Origin of the sequence: Elioraea rosea (assembly GCF_007644105.1) — a bacterium.
GTDB lineage: Bacteria > Pseudomonadota > Alphaproteobacteria > Acetobacterales > Acetobacteraceae > Elioraea_A > Elioraea_A rosea.
Genome location: NZ_VFAC01000001.1, coordinates 328,277 through 342,669, shown reverse-complemented (window position 1 = coordinate 342,669; position 14,393 = coordinate 328,277). Strand labels below are relative to the sequence as shown.

The 14,393-nt window shown below is 70.8% G+C and carries 15 protein-coding genes; 6 read left to right on the top strand and 9 right to left on the bottom strand.

Translation table 11 applies throughout. From position 1 onward, the window contains the following. Window positions 1-6: 6 nt before the first annotated feature. A complete protein-coding gene (locus FIF60_RS01625) occupies window positions 7-978 on the bottom strand; it encodes an ArsR/SmtB family transcription factor (protein WP_144183102.1) in 972 nt (323 codons plus the stop codon). Window positions 979-1,015: 37 nt separating this feature from the next. Here FIF60_RS01625 and FIF60_RS01620 point away from each other — a divergent pair, with 37 nt between their 5' ends. The 3 genes from FIF60_RS01620 (at window position 1,016) to FIF60_RS01610 (ending at window position 3,648) form a co-directional block, all read left to right on the top strand. Continuing rightward, window positions 1,016-1,399 (top strand): hypothetical protein, encoded by a 384-nt coding sequence (locus tag FIF60_RS01620; RefSeq protein WP_144183100.1) that lies wholly within the window; start codon window positions 1,016-1,018, stop codon window positions 1,397-1,399. A gap of 85 nt (window positions 1,400-1,484) precedes the next feature. Continuing rightward, on the top strand, window positions 1,485-2,666 hold the full coding sequence (gene argE / locus FIF60_RS01615) for an acetylornithine deacetylase (protein WP_239451442.1): 1,182 nt from the start codon (window positions 1,485-1,487) through the stop codon (window positions 2,664-2,666). A 10-nt stretch (window positions 2,667-2,676) separates the two neighbouring features. Further along, window positions 2,677-3,648, top strand: a complete 972-nt coding sequence (locus FIF60_RS01610; protein WP_144183096.1) for a M14 family metallopeptidase — start codon at window positions 2,677-2,679, stop codon at window positions 3,646-3,648. On the opposite strand, the gene FIF60_RS01605 is transcribed toward FIF60_RS01610, so the two are convergent. The 4 genes from FIF60_RS01605 to FIF60_RS01590 are packed head-to-tail and all read right to left on the bottom strand — an operon-like array spanning window position 3,649 to window position 7,560. Next, the gene (locus FIF60_RS01605) at window positions 3,649-4,419 is read right to left on the bottom strand and encodes a competence/damage-inducible protein A (RefSeq protein ID WP_144183094.1); all 771 of its coding nucleotides are present in this window, start codon (window positions 4,417-4,419) and stop codon (window positions 3,649-3,651) included. A gap of 9 nt (window positions 4,420-4,428) precedes the next feature. Further along, window positions 4,429-5,439: a bifunctional GNAT family N-acetyltransferase/(deoxy)nucleoside triphosphate pyrophosphohydrolase gene (locus FIF60_RS01600; RefSeq protein ID WP_144183092.1), complete on the bottom strand. Its 1,011-nt coding sequence runs from the start codon at window positions 5,437-5,439 to the stop codon at window positions 4,429-4,431. Then, on the bottom strand, window positions 5,420-6,649 hold the full coding sequence (argJ, locus tag FIF60_RS01595) for a bifunctional glutamate N-acetyltransferase/amino-acid acetyltransferase ArgJ (protein ID WP_144183090.1): 1,230 nt from the start codon (window positions 6,647-6,649) through the stop codon (window positions 5,420-5,422). The genes FIF60_RS01600 and argJ overlap by 20 nt, the downstream gene beginning before the upstream one ends. Window positions 6,650-6,678: 29 nt before the next feature. Beyond that, on the bottom strand, window positions 6,679-7,560 hold the full coding sequence (locus tag FIF60_RS01590; RefSeq protein WP_144183088.1) for a peptidylprolyl isomerase: 882 nt from the start codon (window positions 7,558-7,560) through the stop codon (window positions 6,679-6,681). 330 nt (window positions 7,561-7,890) lie between these two features. Between FIF60_RS01590 and secA the strand changes: the two genes are divergently transcribed. The 3 genes from secA to FIF60_RS01575 are packed head-to-tail and all read left to right on the top strand — an operon-like array spanning window position 7,891 to window position 11,787. Next, complete coding sequence (gene secA, locus FIF60_RS01585) at window positions 7,891-10,623, top strand: preprotein translocase subunit SecA (protein WP_144183086.1); 2,733 nt, start codon at window positions 7,891-7,893, stop codon at window positions 10,621-10,623. Further along, entirely contained in the window at window positions 10,620-11,099 is a 480-nt protein-coding gene (locus FIF60_RS01580; RefSeq protein ID WP_144183084.1) for a GNAT family N-acetyltransferase, read from the top strand. Before secA ends, FIF60_RS01580 begins: the two co-directional genes overlap by 4 nt. A gap of 22 nt (window positions 11,100-11,121) precedes the next feature. Next, window positions 11,122-11,787, top strand: a complete 666-nt coding sequence (locus FIF60_RS01575) for a hypothetical protein (protein ID WP_144183082.1) — start codon at window positions 11,122-11,124, stop codon at window positions 11,785-11,787. Here the strand turns inward: FIF60_RS01575 and FIF60_RS01570 are convergent. From FIF60_RS01570 to FIF60_RS21885, 4 genes are read right to left on the bottom strand one after another with little or no spacing between them, the layout of a single operon-like run. Beyond that, entirely contained in the window at window positions 11,780-12,283 is a 504-nt protein-coding gene (locus FIF60_RS01570) for an MAPEG family protein (RefSeq protein WP_144183080.1), read from the bottom strand. The two genes, FIF60_RS01575 and FIF60_RS01570, sit on opposite strands and share 8 nt — an antisense overlap. Window positions 12,284-12,301: 18 nt before the next feature. Further along, the gene (locus FIF60_RS01565; RefSeq protein WP_144183077.1) at window positions 12,302-13,261 is read right to left on the bottom strand and encodes an acetyl-CoA carboxylase carboxyltransferase subunit alpha; all 960 of its coding nucleotides are present in this window, start codon (window positions 13,259-13,261) and stop codon (window positions 12,302-12,304) included. 19 nt (window positions 13,262-13,280) lie between these two features. After that, window positions 13,281-14,225: a tyrosine recombinase gene (locus FIF60_RS01560; protein WP_144183075.1), complete on the bottom strand. Its 945-nt coding sequence runs from the start codon at window positions 14,223-14,225 to the stop codon at window positions 13,281-13,283. A gap of 10 nt (window positions 14,226-14,235) precedes the next feature. After that, entirely contained in the window at window positions 14,236-14,379 is a 144-nt protein-coding gene (locus tag FIF60_RS21885; RefSeq protein WP_204251044.1) for a hypothetical protein, read from the bottom strand. Between the last annotated feature and the right edge of the window lie 14 nt (window positions 14,380-14,393).

Here is a 14,393-nt window from a genome sequence, read left to right as displayed (position 1 = left end):
ATCGTCCTAGAAGGCGAAGGCGCCGCGCGGTGCGGCGGTCTGTTTCGGGGTGTCGGCGGGGGCGGCGGCGATGTGGATGAGAACGGGCAGGGCAGAGCCGACCGTGGCGGGCGAGGCGAGCGCGAGGCCCGCGGCTTCGAGCGGGCGGGCGATCTCCGCCGAGGAGAGGCCGGGCACGCGGTGGGCGAGGCGGCGGATCAGGTCGTCGCGCCCATGCGGGGCTAGGTCGACGACCGCGACGCGCCCGCCCGGTGCCGTCAACCGTGCGGCTTCGGCGAGAACCGCCGCGGGGTCATCGGCGTAGTGTAGAACCATGCAGAGCACGACGACGTCGAACGAGGCGTCGGGCAGGGAGATCCGCGCCATGTCTGCCTGCCGTACCGAGCAGTTGGCGAGGCCGCGCTCGGCGATGCGTGTGCGGGCGAGCGCGAGCATGCGCCGCGAGAGATCGATGCCGAGGACATGCTCCGCCCGCGGGCTCAGCACCTCCATCATCCGCCCCGTGCCACAGCCGATGTCGAGCACCCGGCCGAGCCGCCCCTGGGGAAGTCGGGCGAGAAGGGCCTCCTCGATCGCGCGGGCCGGCAGGTCGAGCGCGCGCATCTCGTCCCAGGCGGCGGGGTTGTCCTGGAAAGCGGCGATCGCGTCCCGCGCGCGGTCGGCCGCGCGGGCAGCCGCCCGGCGTCTGTCGGCCGCCCGGACGGGGTCATCGCCAGGCAGCGCGGCAAGCGCGGTCTCGGCGAGCCGCGCGCCGGCGCCTTCCGTCGCGAGCCGGAAATAGACGTTCGAGCCTTCCGGCTGGCGTACCAGCACGGCCGAGTCGCAGAGCAGCTTGAGATGGCGCGAGAGGCGTGGCTGGGACTGGCCGAGGATCTCGACGAGGTCGCTCACGCACCACTCTCCGGCCGCGCAGAGGGCGACGAGGCGAAGCCGGGTCGGCTCGGCGATGGCGCGAAGGGGGGAGAGAACGGTCTCCATGTCATTCCCAATGACATAAAGATATGCTTATGTCCAGATGATGGTAGCTGACACCCGCATCCCGGTGACCGCCTGGCGGCCCGGAACAGGCGCTGACGAATCGGTGATCGCGCTCGTGCTGCCGTCGGGCGCAGAGGCACCCGAGGGGGCGGCAATCGTGGAGCGACTTCCCGAAGCGCGCCCGGGCCACCCGGGCGCCTGCCCGTGCTGCCTTCCGCACGCGCCGCTCGCGATCGCCCTGCACCGGCTCTACCTGCGTCGCGCGCGCGGCGACGGCCCGTTCTTCGCAGCGGTCGCCGCCGCCGTGCCGGAGGAGGACGTGGCCGATGCGCTCGCCGATCCGCTCGTCGCGCCGCGCTTCCGCCTCGGCTCGGCTCCGGACGATGTACGCGAGCGTGGCAGCGCATTCCGTTGCGACTAGGCATCGAGCCGGCCCGCCCGGCGCGGGGTTGACCGCGCCACCCGGCCCGGCATCATCGGATGGCATTGGCAGTGGGGCAATGTTCGTGACGGATCTTCCTCGTCCGGTGATGACCGGCAACACCACCACGATCGAGATGCTCGACAGGCTCGTGGCGTTCGACACCGTGAGCGCCAACAGCAATCTCGACTGCATCGACTTCATCCGTGGCTATCTCGACAGCCACGGCGTCGCCTCGCGCATCACGCACGACGAGACAGGCAGGAAGGCGAACCTCTACGCGACGATCGGGCCGGAGGACCGCGCGGGTGTCGCGCTGTCGGGCCACGTCGATGTCGTACCCGTGGCGGGCCAGGCCTGGACGGGCGATCCGTTCCTGCTTCGGCGCGAGAACGGCAGGCTGATCGGCCGCGGCACCTCGGACATGAAGGGCTTCGTCGCCGCGATCCTCGCCGCCGTGCCGGCGTTCAAGTCGCGCGCGCTGAGCCGGCCCGTCCATCTCTGCATCACCTATGACGAGGAGGTCGGCTGCCACGGGGCGCGGCGTCTCGTCGCCGATCTCGCAACGCTCCCCGTCCGGCCGGAGATGGTGATCGTGGGCGAGCCGTCCTCGATGAAACCGATCCTCGGCCACAAGGGGAAGGTATCGGCCTTCTGCGTCGTCGAGGGCAAGGCGGGGCATTCGGCGCACCCCGACCGTGCCGTCAACGCGCTCGAGGTTGCGGCCGAGCTCGTTCACTTCATCACCGGCCAGAAGCGGCGCATCCTCGCCGAAGGGCCGTTCGACCAGGGCTTCGACCCGCCGCACACCTCCGTCCATGTCGGCACGTTCCACAGCGGCACCGCGCTGAACGTCGTGCCGCACCGGGCGGAGTTCGTGTTCGAGTACCGCAACATTCCCGGCCATGACGCCGGGAGCCTGCTCGACGAGGTGCGCGCCCATGCCGAGATGCTGCTTCCCGCCATGCGCGCGGTGCACCCCGATGCGGCGATACGGTTCGAGCAGCGCCCGACGCTCGAGGCGATGGCGCTTCCCGCCGGCCACGCGCTTGCCGAGCTCGTGCGCGGCGTGACGGGCGCCAACCACGCCGGTCGCGTCAGCTACGGCACGGAGGGCGGCATCTTCCAGGAGGCGGGGATGCCGGCTATCGTGTGCGGGCCGGGCGACATCGCGCAGGCGCATACGCCGGACGAATGGATCGCCGAGAGCGAGCTCGCCGCCTGCGACGCATTCCTAGCCCGGCTCGCGGACAGGCTCGCGGCCTGAGGTCCGGCCAGTGAGCGGCAAGCACGGCTGCGAAGACTTCCCCGTCCGGCTCGAGCCGCCGGCGCTTGCCGCGCTCGCGCCGGGTAACACGGGGGTGCCGGGGGTCTGGAGCTTCGCATCCCCGAGCCCGGGTCCGCATACCGCTATCGTTGCGCTTGTGCATGGAAACGAGTATGCCGGCGCGCTTGTCCTCGCCCGGCTTCTCTCGCTTGGCATCGCCCCGGCGCGCGGCAGGCTCTCGCTTATCTTCGCCAATCTCGATGCCTTTGCCCGGTTCGACCGCCGCGAGCCGACCGCGAGCCGCTATGTCGAAGAGGATTTCAACCGCCTCTGGTGCCGCGCCGTGCTCGATGGCCCGCGCGACAGCGCCGAACTCCGCCGCGCACGCTCGCTTCGCCCGCTGTTCGACACCGTCGATGTGCTTCTCGACCTGCACTCGATGCTCTGGGACAGCGACCCGCTGATGCTCTGCGGCGCGACGGACAAGGCGCGCCGGCTCGCTCTCGCGATCGGTTCGCCGCTTCTCGTGGTGAGCGACCATGGACATCTCGGCGGCCGCAGGCTGATCGACTATCGCCCCTTCGCTGACCCCGGAACGAAACGCGCGGCGGTGCTCGTCGAGGCGGGGCAGCATTGGCTCGAGGCGACGGTCTCGGCGATGTTCGCCTCCGTCGCGGGCCTCCTGCGCCACACGGAGCAGCTCGCGGAAGCCGATGCGGCCGCGCTCGCCCCGTCGCTGCGCACGCGGCCTGCGCCGACGCTCGCGCAGGTGACGATGACGGTGACGGCGGAGAGCAGCGATTTCCGCTTCGTTCGCGCCTTCCGCGGCGGCGAGGTGGTGCGCGAGCGGAACACCCTCATCGCGCTCGACGGCAATGCGGAGATCCGCACCCCGCATGACGACTGCATCCTGGTGATGCCGTCGCTGCGAACGAGCCGCGGGCACACGGCCGTGCGGCTCGCCCGCCGCGTGCCTGCCTGATCAGCCAGGCTCGCCAAACACCGGCTCGGCCCCTTCCGCGCGGATCATCTCCGCCACGCGGGCGATCGCCTGCTCGACAGCCGCGGCATCCGTCCCGCGCGCGACGATCGCGACGCCATTGCCGGATGCGCGGTAGTACGGGTAGCTGCCGAGCGAGACGCCTTCGCTCGCCTCTTGGATCGCACCGAGGGGGGCGGCGATCGTTCCCTCGAAGATGCCGACGGCATGCACCGAGCGGCTCACCGTCGGGATGCCGCCCTCGAGCGTCGGCGCGATGGCCTCGAACATCGCCTGCATCACCTTCGGTACGCCCGCCATGACATGGACGTTGCCGATGCGGAACCCCGGCGCGACGGAGACGGCATTGCGGATCAGGCTCGCGCCCTCGGGCACCGTCGCCATCCGCAGCCGCGCGGCGTTGAACTCGACGGGCGGGGTGCGCGAGGCGTAGTCGGCCGCCATCTCGGCATAGGCCTCGGGATGGACGACCCAAGGGACGCCGAAGGCTTCGGCGACGCACTCGCTGGTTATGTCGTCATGCGTCGGGCCGATGCCGCCCGTGGTGAACACGTAGGTGAAGCGCGCCCGAACGTCGTTGACCGTCGCAACGATGACGGCGCGGTCATCGGGGATGACCCGCACCTCGCGCAGCGGGATGCCGAGCTCGCCCAGGCGCTGGCCGAGGAACTGGATGTTGGCATCGCGCGTGCGGCCCGAGAGCACCTCGTCGCCGATCACGAGAAGGCAGGCGGTCGGGCGCGTGTCGGTCATCGGCGTGTCCTACAGCCAGTCGCGCAGCATGGCGACGAGCGGGATGTCTGCGGGCGGCATCGGATAGTCGGCGAGTTTGTTCGGCCTGACCCAGGCGAGGGTCTGCCCCTCAAGCGGCTGCGGCGTTCCCTGCCAGCGGCGGCAGAGATAGAGCGGCATCATCAGGTGGAACTTCTCGTAGGCGTGGCTCGCGAAGGTGAAGGGGCCGAGGCAGGAGGCGGAGACGTCGATGCCGAGCTCCTCGCGCAGCTCGCGGATCAGCGCCGCCTCCGGCGTCTCGCCAGGCCCCACCTTGCCGCCGGGAAACTCCCAGAGGCCAGCGAGCGCCTTGCCCTCGGGCCGCCGTGCGAGCAGCACGCGCCCGTCCCCGTCGATCAGCGCGACGGCGGCGACAAGAAGGAGAGGGCGCTCGGCGCCGAGCATCGCGGCCGTCTCCGGCTTCGGCTTGCCATGGCCAGAGGCTGCCATGCGATCGGCCCGCGTGAGCGCGAACCAGCGCACCGGGAACGCACCGCCGCGCGAGGCGAAATCGTGCTCCGCCTCGTGGGTGAAGCGGAACCCTTCCTTCTCGAGGACGCGCATCGAGGCGGCGTTGTCGTCCGCCACATAGGCGATCAGCCTGTCGAGCCCGAGCGTGCCGAACCCCCAGGAGACGAGCCGGGTGACCGCCTCGCTCGCCACGCCATGGCCCCAGTAGCGGCGGCCGACCCAGTAGCCGATGCGCCCCGTGCCGCGCTCGGTGCGCGTCAGCCCGATGACGCCGAGCGGGTGCTCCTCCTCCCGCCCTGTGATGCAGAAATGAAAGGCGCGATCGGCCGCGCGGTCCTCGCCCGCGCGCGCGATCCAGGCTTCGAGTGCCTCGCGGGGATAGGGAAAGGGAACCGGACCGAGATTGCGCGCGACCTCCCAATCATTGATCAGCCGGTGCAGCGGTGCGGCATCGTCTGCGGCGAGCGGGCGGAGCCGCAACCGCTCCGACAGAAGCGCCTCTGCGCGCGGCTCAGCTTCGGTAGCTGCCATTGATGTCGATGTATCCGTGCGTCAGGTCGCAGGTCCACACCGTGGCCTCGCCCTTGCCGAGGCCGAGATCGACGGTGATGTCGACCTCGCGGCCCTTGATGTGCGCCACCACAGGCTTCTCGTCATACCCTTCGACGACGGTGCCGTTCCTCGCCATCCACACACCGCCCATCGCGACCGAGAGGCGGTCACGGTCGGCCTTCTCGCCTGCCTTGCCGACCGCCATCACGATTCGCCCCCAGTTCGCGTCCTCGCCCGCGATGGCGGTCTTGACCAGGGGGGAATTGGCGATCGAGAGCGCGACGCGCTTGGCCGACTTTGCCGTGACCGCACCCTTGACCTCGATCTTGATGAGCTTCTGCGCGCCTTCGCCGTCGCGCACCACGGCCAGCGCGAGCTCATGCAGCACCGCCTCGAGCGCTGCGCGGAAGTCCTTCAGAACGGCCCCGCCCTCGGCCGGGATGCGCCGGTGCTTCGCCGTGCCGGTTGCGAACAGGAGCAGCGTGTCGGAGGTCGAGGTGTCGCTGTCGACGGTTGTGCAGTTGAAGCTTCTCTCCGTCGCCTTGGACAGCAGCACCTGAAGCAGGGGCGCGGGGATCTTCGCGTCGGTGAAGACGAAGGCGAGCATCGTCGCCATGTCGGGCGCGATCATGCCGCTTCCCTTGGCGATGCCGCTGATCCGCACCGTCTCGCCGCCGATGCGGGCCGTGCGCGTCACCGCCTTGGGGAAGGTGTCCGTCGTCATGATCGCACGGGCGACGGCGCCGAGCCGGTCCTCGGCGAGGCCGGCATGCAGGGCCGGCAGCGCCGCGACCAGCTTCTCTGCCGGCAGCACCTGGCCGATCACGCCCGTCGAGGCGAGGAACACCTCGCGCGGCTTGCAGCCGACGAGCTTCGCTGCCGCCTCGGCGGTCGCCTTCGCTGCCGCCGCACCCGCCTTGCCGGTGAAGACATTGGCATTGCCGGCATTGACGACGAGCGCCCGGGCGCGGCCGCCCTTCAGCGCCCCGCGGCACCAATCGACCGGCGCGCCGGGACACTTGTTCGTGGTGAACACGCCCGCGACCGTGGTGCCGGCGGGGAACTCCGCCATCACGAGGTCGTCCCGTCCGACATAGCGGATGCCTGCGGCGGTCGCGCCGAGGCGGAGCCCGGCGATGGGCGGAAGCTCCGGCAGGGGAACGGCGAGGGGCGAAACCGGGTGGGCCATGGTGTCGGTCGGGCTCCGTCAGGTCCTGGTCAGCGCGGGGCGGGGGCAGCGGGGGGCGTGGCGGGCGGGGCGGCCATCGGCGAGCCGTCGAGGTTGAAGCGCTGCACCGTTGCGGCGGCGCGCAGCCGGTCCACCACCTGCGTCGCAGCCTCCTCGATGACGGCGCGGCGAAGCTCGGGCTCGGATTCCTCGAAGCTCGGCCGCGGCTGCTCGCGCCGCTCCTCGACCTTGATCACATGCCAGCCGAACTGGGTGCGCACGGGCGTCGGGCTCACCTGGCCAGGCTGCAGCGCGAAGGCCGCCTCGGCGAAGGCCTCGGGCATCTCCTCCTTCTTGAAGAAGCCGAGATCGCCGCCCTCCGCGGCGCCGGGGCCGCGCGAGCGCTCCCGGGCGAGGGCTGCGAAATCCGCACCACCCTGCAGCGCCGTGATGGCCGACCGCGCGTCCGTCTCCGTCTGCACGAGGATATGGCGGGCGCGCACCTCGGCCTCGGCCGGCTGGCTCGCGATGTCGCGCTGGTAGCGCGCGCGCAGGGCCTCGTCCGTCATCAGCGGCGTGATCTCGCGGGCGAGGAAGGCCTGCTGCAGCGCCTCCTCCTCTGCCTGGCGCACGCGAGCGCGGACCTCGGGGCTGTTCTGCAGGTTCGCCTTGCGCGCCGCATCGGCGAGCACGCGCTGGCTGATCATCTGGTCGATCAGCAGCGGGTAGAGCATCGGCGGCGGCATGGCCCGGAACTGCTCAGGCAGGCCGCGCGCTGCCTCCTCGACCTCGGAGAGGTGGATCGGGTTGCCGTCGATCCGCGCGACGACGGGGTCCGAGGCGGGGTTGACCGGCTGGACCTGCGCGGCTGCGGGCCCGGCGAGCAGGAGCACCGCCAGCGCTGCGGCAGGGCGGGTGAGGGAGGCTGGCATCGTGGATCCTTCACGCGGCCGGTCGCGGGGGTGCGTCCCGGGGCGCGGATGATGGCCGAACCCGCCCCGAGCGACAAGCAACCGCCCCAGGCGCCAAGCAAGCGACCAGACGGGGAGGCAGCCGCCAGCAGAGTACCGGCGAGGGATGCCGCCCCTGTGGGATGCCGCCCCTGTGATTGACGCCCGTGCGCCCTCGGGCCCATATGTGGCCGAGCCCATGGGCGCCCGTCCGCCTCAGCGCGGCCTCCGGGGCGCCCATCGAGAGCCCCTGCACGTTCCGGCGAGTGCCCGGGCGTGCGCTGACAGGACCGCCGCAGGACCCGACCGCCGATGTTCAACCGCCTTGCCCGCGCCATCCTGGGCACCAGCAACGACCGGATGCTCAAGGCCTACCGCAAGCGCGTGCCGGCGATCGCCGGGCACGAGCCGGCGATGAAGGCGCTTTCGGACGAGGCGCTCGCGGCCAAGACCGTCGAGTTCCGCGACCGGCTCGCCACGGGTGCGACGCTCGACGACCTTCTTCCCGAGGCCTTCGCGGTGGTGCGCGAGGCCGCGGTGCGCGTGCTCGGCCAGCGGCATTTCGACGTGCAGATGATCGGCGGCATGGTGCTGCACGAGGGCCGCATCGCGGAGATGAAGACCGGCGAGGGCAAGACGCTGGTCGCGACGCTTCCCGCCTACTTGAACGCCCTCTCGGGCAAGGGCGTGCACGTCGTCACCGTGAACGACTACCTCGCCAAGCGCGACGCCGCGTGGATGGGCCGGGTATACGGCTTCCTCGGCCTGACCACGGGCGTGATCGTGCACGGGCTGACCGACGACGAGCGCCGAGCGGCCTACGCGGCCGACATCACCTACGGCACGAACAACGAGTTCGGCTTCGACTACCTGCGCGACAACATGAAGTACCGCTTCGAGGACATGGTGCAGCGGGACTTCAGCTTCGCCATCGTCGACGAGGTCGACAGCATCCTGATCGACGAGGCGCGCACGCCGCTGATCATCTCCGGCCCCGCGGATGACAGCTCCGAGCTCTACCGGCAGGTCGATGCCGTGGTCCGCGTCCTCGTCGAGGACCCCGAGACCTACGAGAAGGACGAGAAGATGCGTACCGTCTCGCTCACCGAGGCGGGGACGGAGCGCGCCGAGCAGATGCTGCGCGAAGCCGGCGTCCTGAAGGACGGCAACCTCTATGACATCGGCAACATCGCCGCCGTCCACCACATGAACCAGAGCGTGCGGGCGCACACGCTCTACCGCCTCGATGTCGACTACGTCGTCCGCCGCGATCCGCGCGACAACGTGCAGAAGATCGTCATCATCGACGAGTTCACCGGGCGGATGATGGAGGGGCGGCGCTACTCCGACGGGCTGCACCAGGCGCTCGAGGCGAAGGAGGGCGTGCCGGTCCAGCAGGAGAACCAGACCCTCGCCTCGATCACCTTCCAGAACTATTTCCGCCTGTACCCCAAGCTTTCCGGCATGACCGGCACGGCCTCGACCGAGGCCGACGAATTCGCCGAGATCTACAAGCTCGAGGTCGTCGAGATTCCAACGAACGTCGCGGTCGCGCGCAAGGACCATGACGACGAGGTCTATCGCTCCGCCCGCGAGAAGTACGAGGCGGTGATCCACGAGATCGAGGAGGCGCGCGCCCGCAACCAGCCGGTGCTGATGGGCACCACCTCGATCGAGAAGAGCGAGCAGGTCGCGGCGCTGCTGCGTGAGCGGAACATTCCGCATAACGTGCTCAACGCGCGCTTCCACGAGCAGGAAGCGACGATCATCGTCCAGGCCGGCCGCCCCGGCGCGGTGACGGTGGCGACGAACATGGCCGGCCGTGGCACCGACATCCAGCTCGGCGGCAATGCCGACATGCGCATCGCGCTCGAGCTCGGCGGCATGGAGGACGGTCCCGAGAAGGAGGCCCGCGCCCAGGCGATCCGCGACGAGGTGGCCGCCAACCGCGAGATCGTGAAGGCGGCGGGCGGGCTCTACGTCATCGGCACGGAGCGGCACGAGAGCCGCCGCATCGACAACCAGCTTCGCGGCCGGTCGGGCCGTCAGGGCGACCCCGGCGCATCGAAGTTCTTCCTCTCCCTCGAGGACGACCTGATGCGCATCTTCGGCTCCGACCGCATGGGCGGGATGCTGCAGAAGCTCGGACTGAAGGAAGGCGAGGCGATCGTCCACGCCTGGATCAACAAGGCGCTCGAGAAGGCGCAGAAGAAGGTCGAGGCGCGGAACTTCGATACCCGCAAGAACCTGCTGAAGTACGATAACGTCATGAACGACCAGCGCCGCGAGGTGTATGCGCAGCGCAAGGAGTTCATGAAGGCCGAGGATGTCGCGGCCACGGTGGCCGAGATGCGCGAGGAGGTGATCTCTGACCTCGTCGGCTCGGCCATCCCAGAGAACGCGATGCCGGAGCAGTGGAACACTGACACGCTGCACGAGGAGACCCTTCGCCTTTTCGGCCTCGACCTTCCGGTGAAGGACTGGGCGGCAGAAGAAGGCATCGACGACGAGGGCGTGCGCGAGCGCATCACCCGCGAGGTCGATGGGCTGATGGCGAAGAAGGCCGCGGATTTCGGGCCCGACCTGATGCGCTATGTCGAGAAGTCGGTGCTTCTGCAGGTGCTCGACCAGGTGTGGAAGGAGCACCTGCTCGCGCTCGACCATCTCCGCCAGGGCATCGGGCTGCGTGCCTACGGCCAACGCGATCCGCTGAACGAGTACAAGACCGAGGCGTTCACCCTCTTCAACCGGATGCTGACCGAGCTGCGCGAGCGCACGACGAGCCTGCTCGCCCGCGTTCAGCTCGCCCCACCCGCGCCACCGCCCGAGTTCGCTCCGCAGATGACCGAGACGCGGATAGACCCTGCCTTCGCGGGCGGGATGGACGGCGGCACGGAGGCGGGCGTGATCGAGCGCCCCGCGCTTCGCCGCGAGGCAAACGGCGTCGACCCGGCCGACCCTTCGACCTGGCACCGCACCCCGCGCAATGCAGCGTGCCCGTGCGGGTCGGGCAAGAAGTACAAGCACTGCCACGGCAAGGTGTGAGCCTCGCCTGGCGGGCGATGGCGGCGGGTGACCTTCCCGCTGTCGCGGCGCTCGAGACGATCTCCCACGCACCCTTGCCGCCGGAAGGCGAGGCGCTGTTCGCCGAGCGGCTGGCCCTGTTTCCCGCCGGTTGCCTGGTCGTGTCTGACGACGCGGGGCTCGCCGCCTACGTGGTTTCGCATCCCTGGCGGATCGGTGGGCCGCCGAAGCTCGGCGAGCGTCTCGGCATGCTGCCCGATAGCCCCGACTGCCTTCATCTCCACGACATCGCCATCGCGCAGCGCGCGCGCGGGAAGGGTCTCGTCGGCGCGGCGGTCGCGCGGCTGACCGAAGTCGCGCGGGAGGCGGCGCTGCCTGTCATCACGCTCGTGTCGGTGCACGGCACGGAGGCGCTCTGGGCACGGCAAGGGTTCCGGCCAGCTCCCGCGACGACGACGGGCTATGGCGAGGCGGTGTACATGGTGCGCGCGGCCTGACGGCTCGGCTATGGTTGCGCCCATGCACCGGTGCGCCCTCGTTCTGATTGGCCTTCTCGCGATTCCAGCGGCCGCCGAGGAGATCGTCAGCGCCCCGCGCCCGGGCGAGATGGAGACGGTGCAGGCGGGCGGCGGCACCGCGCGCTACGCCTTCGTCGGCGCCCTGCGCTGCCCGGACGGCCAGGCCATCGTCGGGGTCAGACTCGCGGAGGGTCCGCTTCTGAACTTCCTCGAACTCGGCTGCGCGCCGATCGCGTGCGACGGCGGACAGTGCCGCTGGCGGGTGGCAAGCGTCGTCTGGTCGGCCGCGGCCGGCGACAGGACGGGGAGGGAGGCGACCCATCTCTGCCCCGCAGGCGCGGCCGTCGCGGGCTACCGCGCCAGCGTGGTGCCCTTGCCGCGCGGCTCCGCGGTCGCGTCTCTTTCCGTCCAGTGCGGGCCAGTCACCGGCATCGTGCCGTCCGGCGCCGTTGCCGTGGGGCCTGTTTCGGATCCGCGCGTGACGCGGGTGATGGTCCCGGCCGGCCGTGCGCCGGAGAACGCGGTCGCCGGGTCCTGCCGTGACCGCGCAGCCGTCGCCTTCTCCGTCGCCGTTGCGTCCTACGCGGCGGGAACGGGCGGGCAGGGCGCGCATGTGCGCGCGCTCTCCATGTTCTGCCCGGGCCTGGTCGACGAGGGTATCAGGTAAGCCAGGCGTGGATGGCCGCGCCGAGCGCGAGGAGTGAGGCGACGGCGGTCGGCGCCATGCCGAGGGCGCGCGCCACCGGGTCGATCAGGTAGCCGATCCAGAACGCGAGCCGTGCGGCGCCGAACACGATGCCGAGCGCGATGATCCACGGCATCGCCCGCGCCTCCGCCCCAGCCGCCCAGGCGAGAAGCGACGGCGCGAACACGGCGAGCTGTTCGATCGTGTTGGTGATGACGCGCTGATTGACGAGAAGGAACCGGGACTCGCGTCCCGCGAGCGGGTCGAACGTGCCGGAGGCGAAGCGCAGCAGCATCTGCGCCAGTAGCATCGCCGCAAGCAGGAGCACCGCCGGCAGGAGGGCCGCGAGCCCGAAGCCGAGACGCACCGCCATCGAGGAGGCGCCCCTCGGCTCGACAATCACACCGCCAAGCAGCCACCACAGCAGGGCGGAAGCGGCGAGACCGATCAGCGCGAGCGAGGCGGAGACGAGTCGCATGGGCGAGGGCCTCGCCGCTCAGGCGGCGGGGGCGGCGCGCCCCATGGCGAGGAACTTCTCGCGACGCCGTGCGACAAGCCTGGCGCCCGGCTCGCCCGAAAGCGGCGCGAGGGCGGTCGATACCGCCTTGCCGAGCGCGGCGATCGCCGCCGTGGGGTCGCGATGCGCGCCGCCAAGCGGCTCGGGCACGATCGTGTCGATCAGGCCGAGCTTCTTCAGGTCCTCCGCCGTCAGCTTCAGCGCCTCGGCCGCGGTCTCGGCAAGCGCTGCGTCGCGCCACAGGATCGAGGCGCAGCCCTCCGGGCTGATCACGCTGTAGATCGCGTGTTCGAACATCAGCACATGATCTGCCGCGGCAAGCGCGATCGCGCCGCCTGAGCCGCCCTCGCCGATGATGGTGGAGACGACGGGCACGGGGGCTGCGAGGCAGGCCTCGATGGCCCGCGCGATGGCTTCGGCCTGGCCACGCGCCTCGGCATCGATGCCGGGATAGGCGCCTGGCGTGTCGACGAAGGTCAGCACGGGCAGCCCGAACCGCCCGGCAAGCTCGATCACGCGCCGCGCCTTGCGGTAACCCTCCGGCCGGGCCATGCCGAAATTGTGCGCGACGCGGTCCTCGGTCTCCGCCCCCTTCTCGGTGCCGAGCACGGCGACGGCCGAACCCTCGAACCGGCCGAGCCCGGCGATGATCGCGCGGTCATCGGCGAAGGCCCGGTCTCCTGCGAGCGGCACGAACTCTGTGATCAGCCCCGCGACGACATCGGCCGCGTGCGGCCGGCCCGGGTGGCGTGCCACCTGCGTCTTCTGCCAGGGCGTGAGCTTGGCATAAGTCGAGCGAATGAGCTTGTCGACCTTCTCCGAGAGGCGCTCGACCTCCTCGGAGATGTTCATGTCGGGGCTTTCGGGGAGGTGGCGGAGCTCCTCGATCTTGCCCTCGATCTCGGCGATGGGTTTCTCGAAGTCCAGGAAATGGCGCATGGCCGGGCGCGATAGCACACTAGCCGCGGGGGCGCGAGCGGGGCGGCTTGGCATGGCTCTCGCGCGCAAGCGGGTGATGTGCGGCGACCGTCGCGGCAAGCCGCGCGGCGCTCACATGGGTGTAGATCTCGGTCGTCGCGACATCGGCGTGGCCGAGCATGGCCTGGAGGCTGCGCAGGTCCGCCCCGCCTTCAAGCAGGTGCGTGGCGAAGGCGTGGCGCAACACATGCGGGCTGACGCGGGCCGGGTCGATCCCGGCCGCAGCGGCCGCACGCTTGACGATCAGGCCCAGCGTCTGGCGCGTCAGGTGGCCGGACGCGCCGCGTGCAGGAAACAGCCACCGGGGCGGGGCCTGGCCGCGGCGGGCCTTCTCCTCTGCCGTCTCGGCCTCGAGCATCGCAGCGATGGCTGCCCGCGCCCGGGGGCCGAGCGGCACGAGCCGCTCCTTCCCTCCCTTGCCGCGCACGAGCAGCGCCTCTGCGCCTTGGCGGAACGCAGCGCGGGGCAGGGCGATCACCTCGCTCGCTCGCAATCCGCTGCCGTAGAGAAGCTCGACGAGGGCGGCATCGCGCAGGCCTGCGGGCGCCGGCGCTGCCGCCGCTGCATCGATCAGCGCCGCAACCTCGGCCTGGGCGAGAACGCGCGGCAGGCGGCGGCCGAGCTTCGGCCGGTCGAGTTCCGCCGTCGGGTCGTCGGGGCGGATCCGCTCGCGATACAGGAACAGGTGTAACTGCCTGAGCGCGGAGAGTCGCCGCGCTGCCGTGCGCGCCGAGAGCCCGGCATCGGCAAGGCTTTCGAGATAGGCCCTGAGCGCGGGCGCGTCGGCCGAGGAAAGCGCGATGCCGCGCGCGGAGAGGAAGGCGCCGCAATCGGCAAGGTCGGCCGAATAGGCGGCAAGCGTGTTACGCGACGCGCCGCGCTCTGCCGCGAGCATCTCGAGGAAAGCCTCGGCGTGCCGGTCCATCCCTTAGGCTTCAGCGCGTTCCGAACCGCTCAGCCGGCAGGACGCGCTCGATCTCGGCCTGGCGTGGCTCCGGCGGGAACAGGCCGATCATGACCGCGCCGGCGGCCGCGAGCAGAAGGAGAACGGCGAGGAGGAGGAATACGAAGCGGCCCATCGTCCTTCCAAGAG

Bases quoted from the DNA above. Each gene is read 5' to 3' on its own strand.
- FIF60_RS01625 (WP_144183102.1), bottom strand. From the start codon at position 978: ATGGAGACCGTTCTCTCCCCCCTTCGCGCCATCGCCGAGCCGACCCGG.
- FIF60_RS01620 (WP_144183100.1), top strand. From the start codon at position 1,016: ATGATGGTAGCTGACACCCGCATCCCGGTGACCGCCTGGCGGCCCGGA.
- FIF60_RS01605 (WP_144183094.1), bottom strand. From the start codon at position 4,419: ATGACCGACACGCGCCCGACCGCCTGCCTTCTCGTGATCGGCGACGAG.
- FIF60_RS01600 (WP_144183092.1), bottom strand. From the start codon at position 5,439: ATGGCAGCTACCGAAGCTGAGCCGCGCGCAGAGGCGCTTCTGTCGGAG.
- argJ (WP_144183090.1), bottom strand. From the start codon at position 6,649: ATGGCCCACCCGGTTTCGCCCCTCGCCGTTCCCCTGCCGGAGCTTCCG.
- FIF60_RS01590 (WP_144183088.1), bottom strand. From the start codon at position 7,560: ATGCCAGCCTCCCTCACCCGCCCTGCCGCAGCGCTGGCGGTGCTCCTG.
- secA (WP_144183086.1), top strand. From the start codon at position 7,891: ATGTTCAACCGCCTTGCCCGCGCCATCCTGGGCACCAGCAACGACCGG.
- FIF60_RS01575 (WP_144183082.1), top strand. From the start codon at position 11,122: ATGCACCGGTGCGCCCTCGTTCTGATTGGCCTTCTCGCGATTCCAGCG.
- FIF60_RS01570 (WP_144183080.1), bottom strand. From the start codon at position 12,283: ATGCGACTCGTCTCCGCCTCGCTCGCGCTGATCGGTCTCGCCGCTTCC.
- FIF60_RS01565 (WP_144183077.1), bottom strand. From the start codon at position 13,261: ATGCGCCATTTCCTGGACTTCGAGAAACCCATCGCCGAGATCGAGGGC.
- FIF60_RS01560 (WP_144183075.1), bottom strand. From the start codon at position 14,225: ATGGACCGGCACGCCGAGGCTTTCCTCGAGATGCTCGCGGCAGAGCGC.
- FIF60_RS21885 (WP_204251044.1), bottom strand. From the start codon at position 14,379: ATGGGCCGCTTCGTATTCCTCCTCCTCGCCGTTCTCCTTCTGCTCGCG.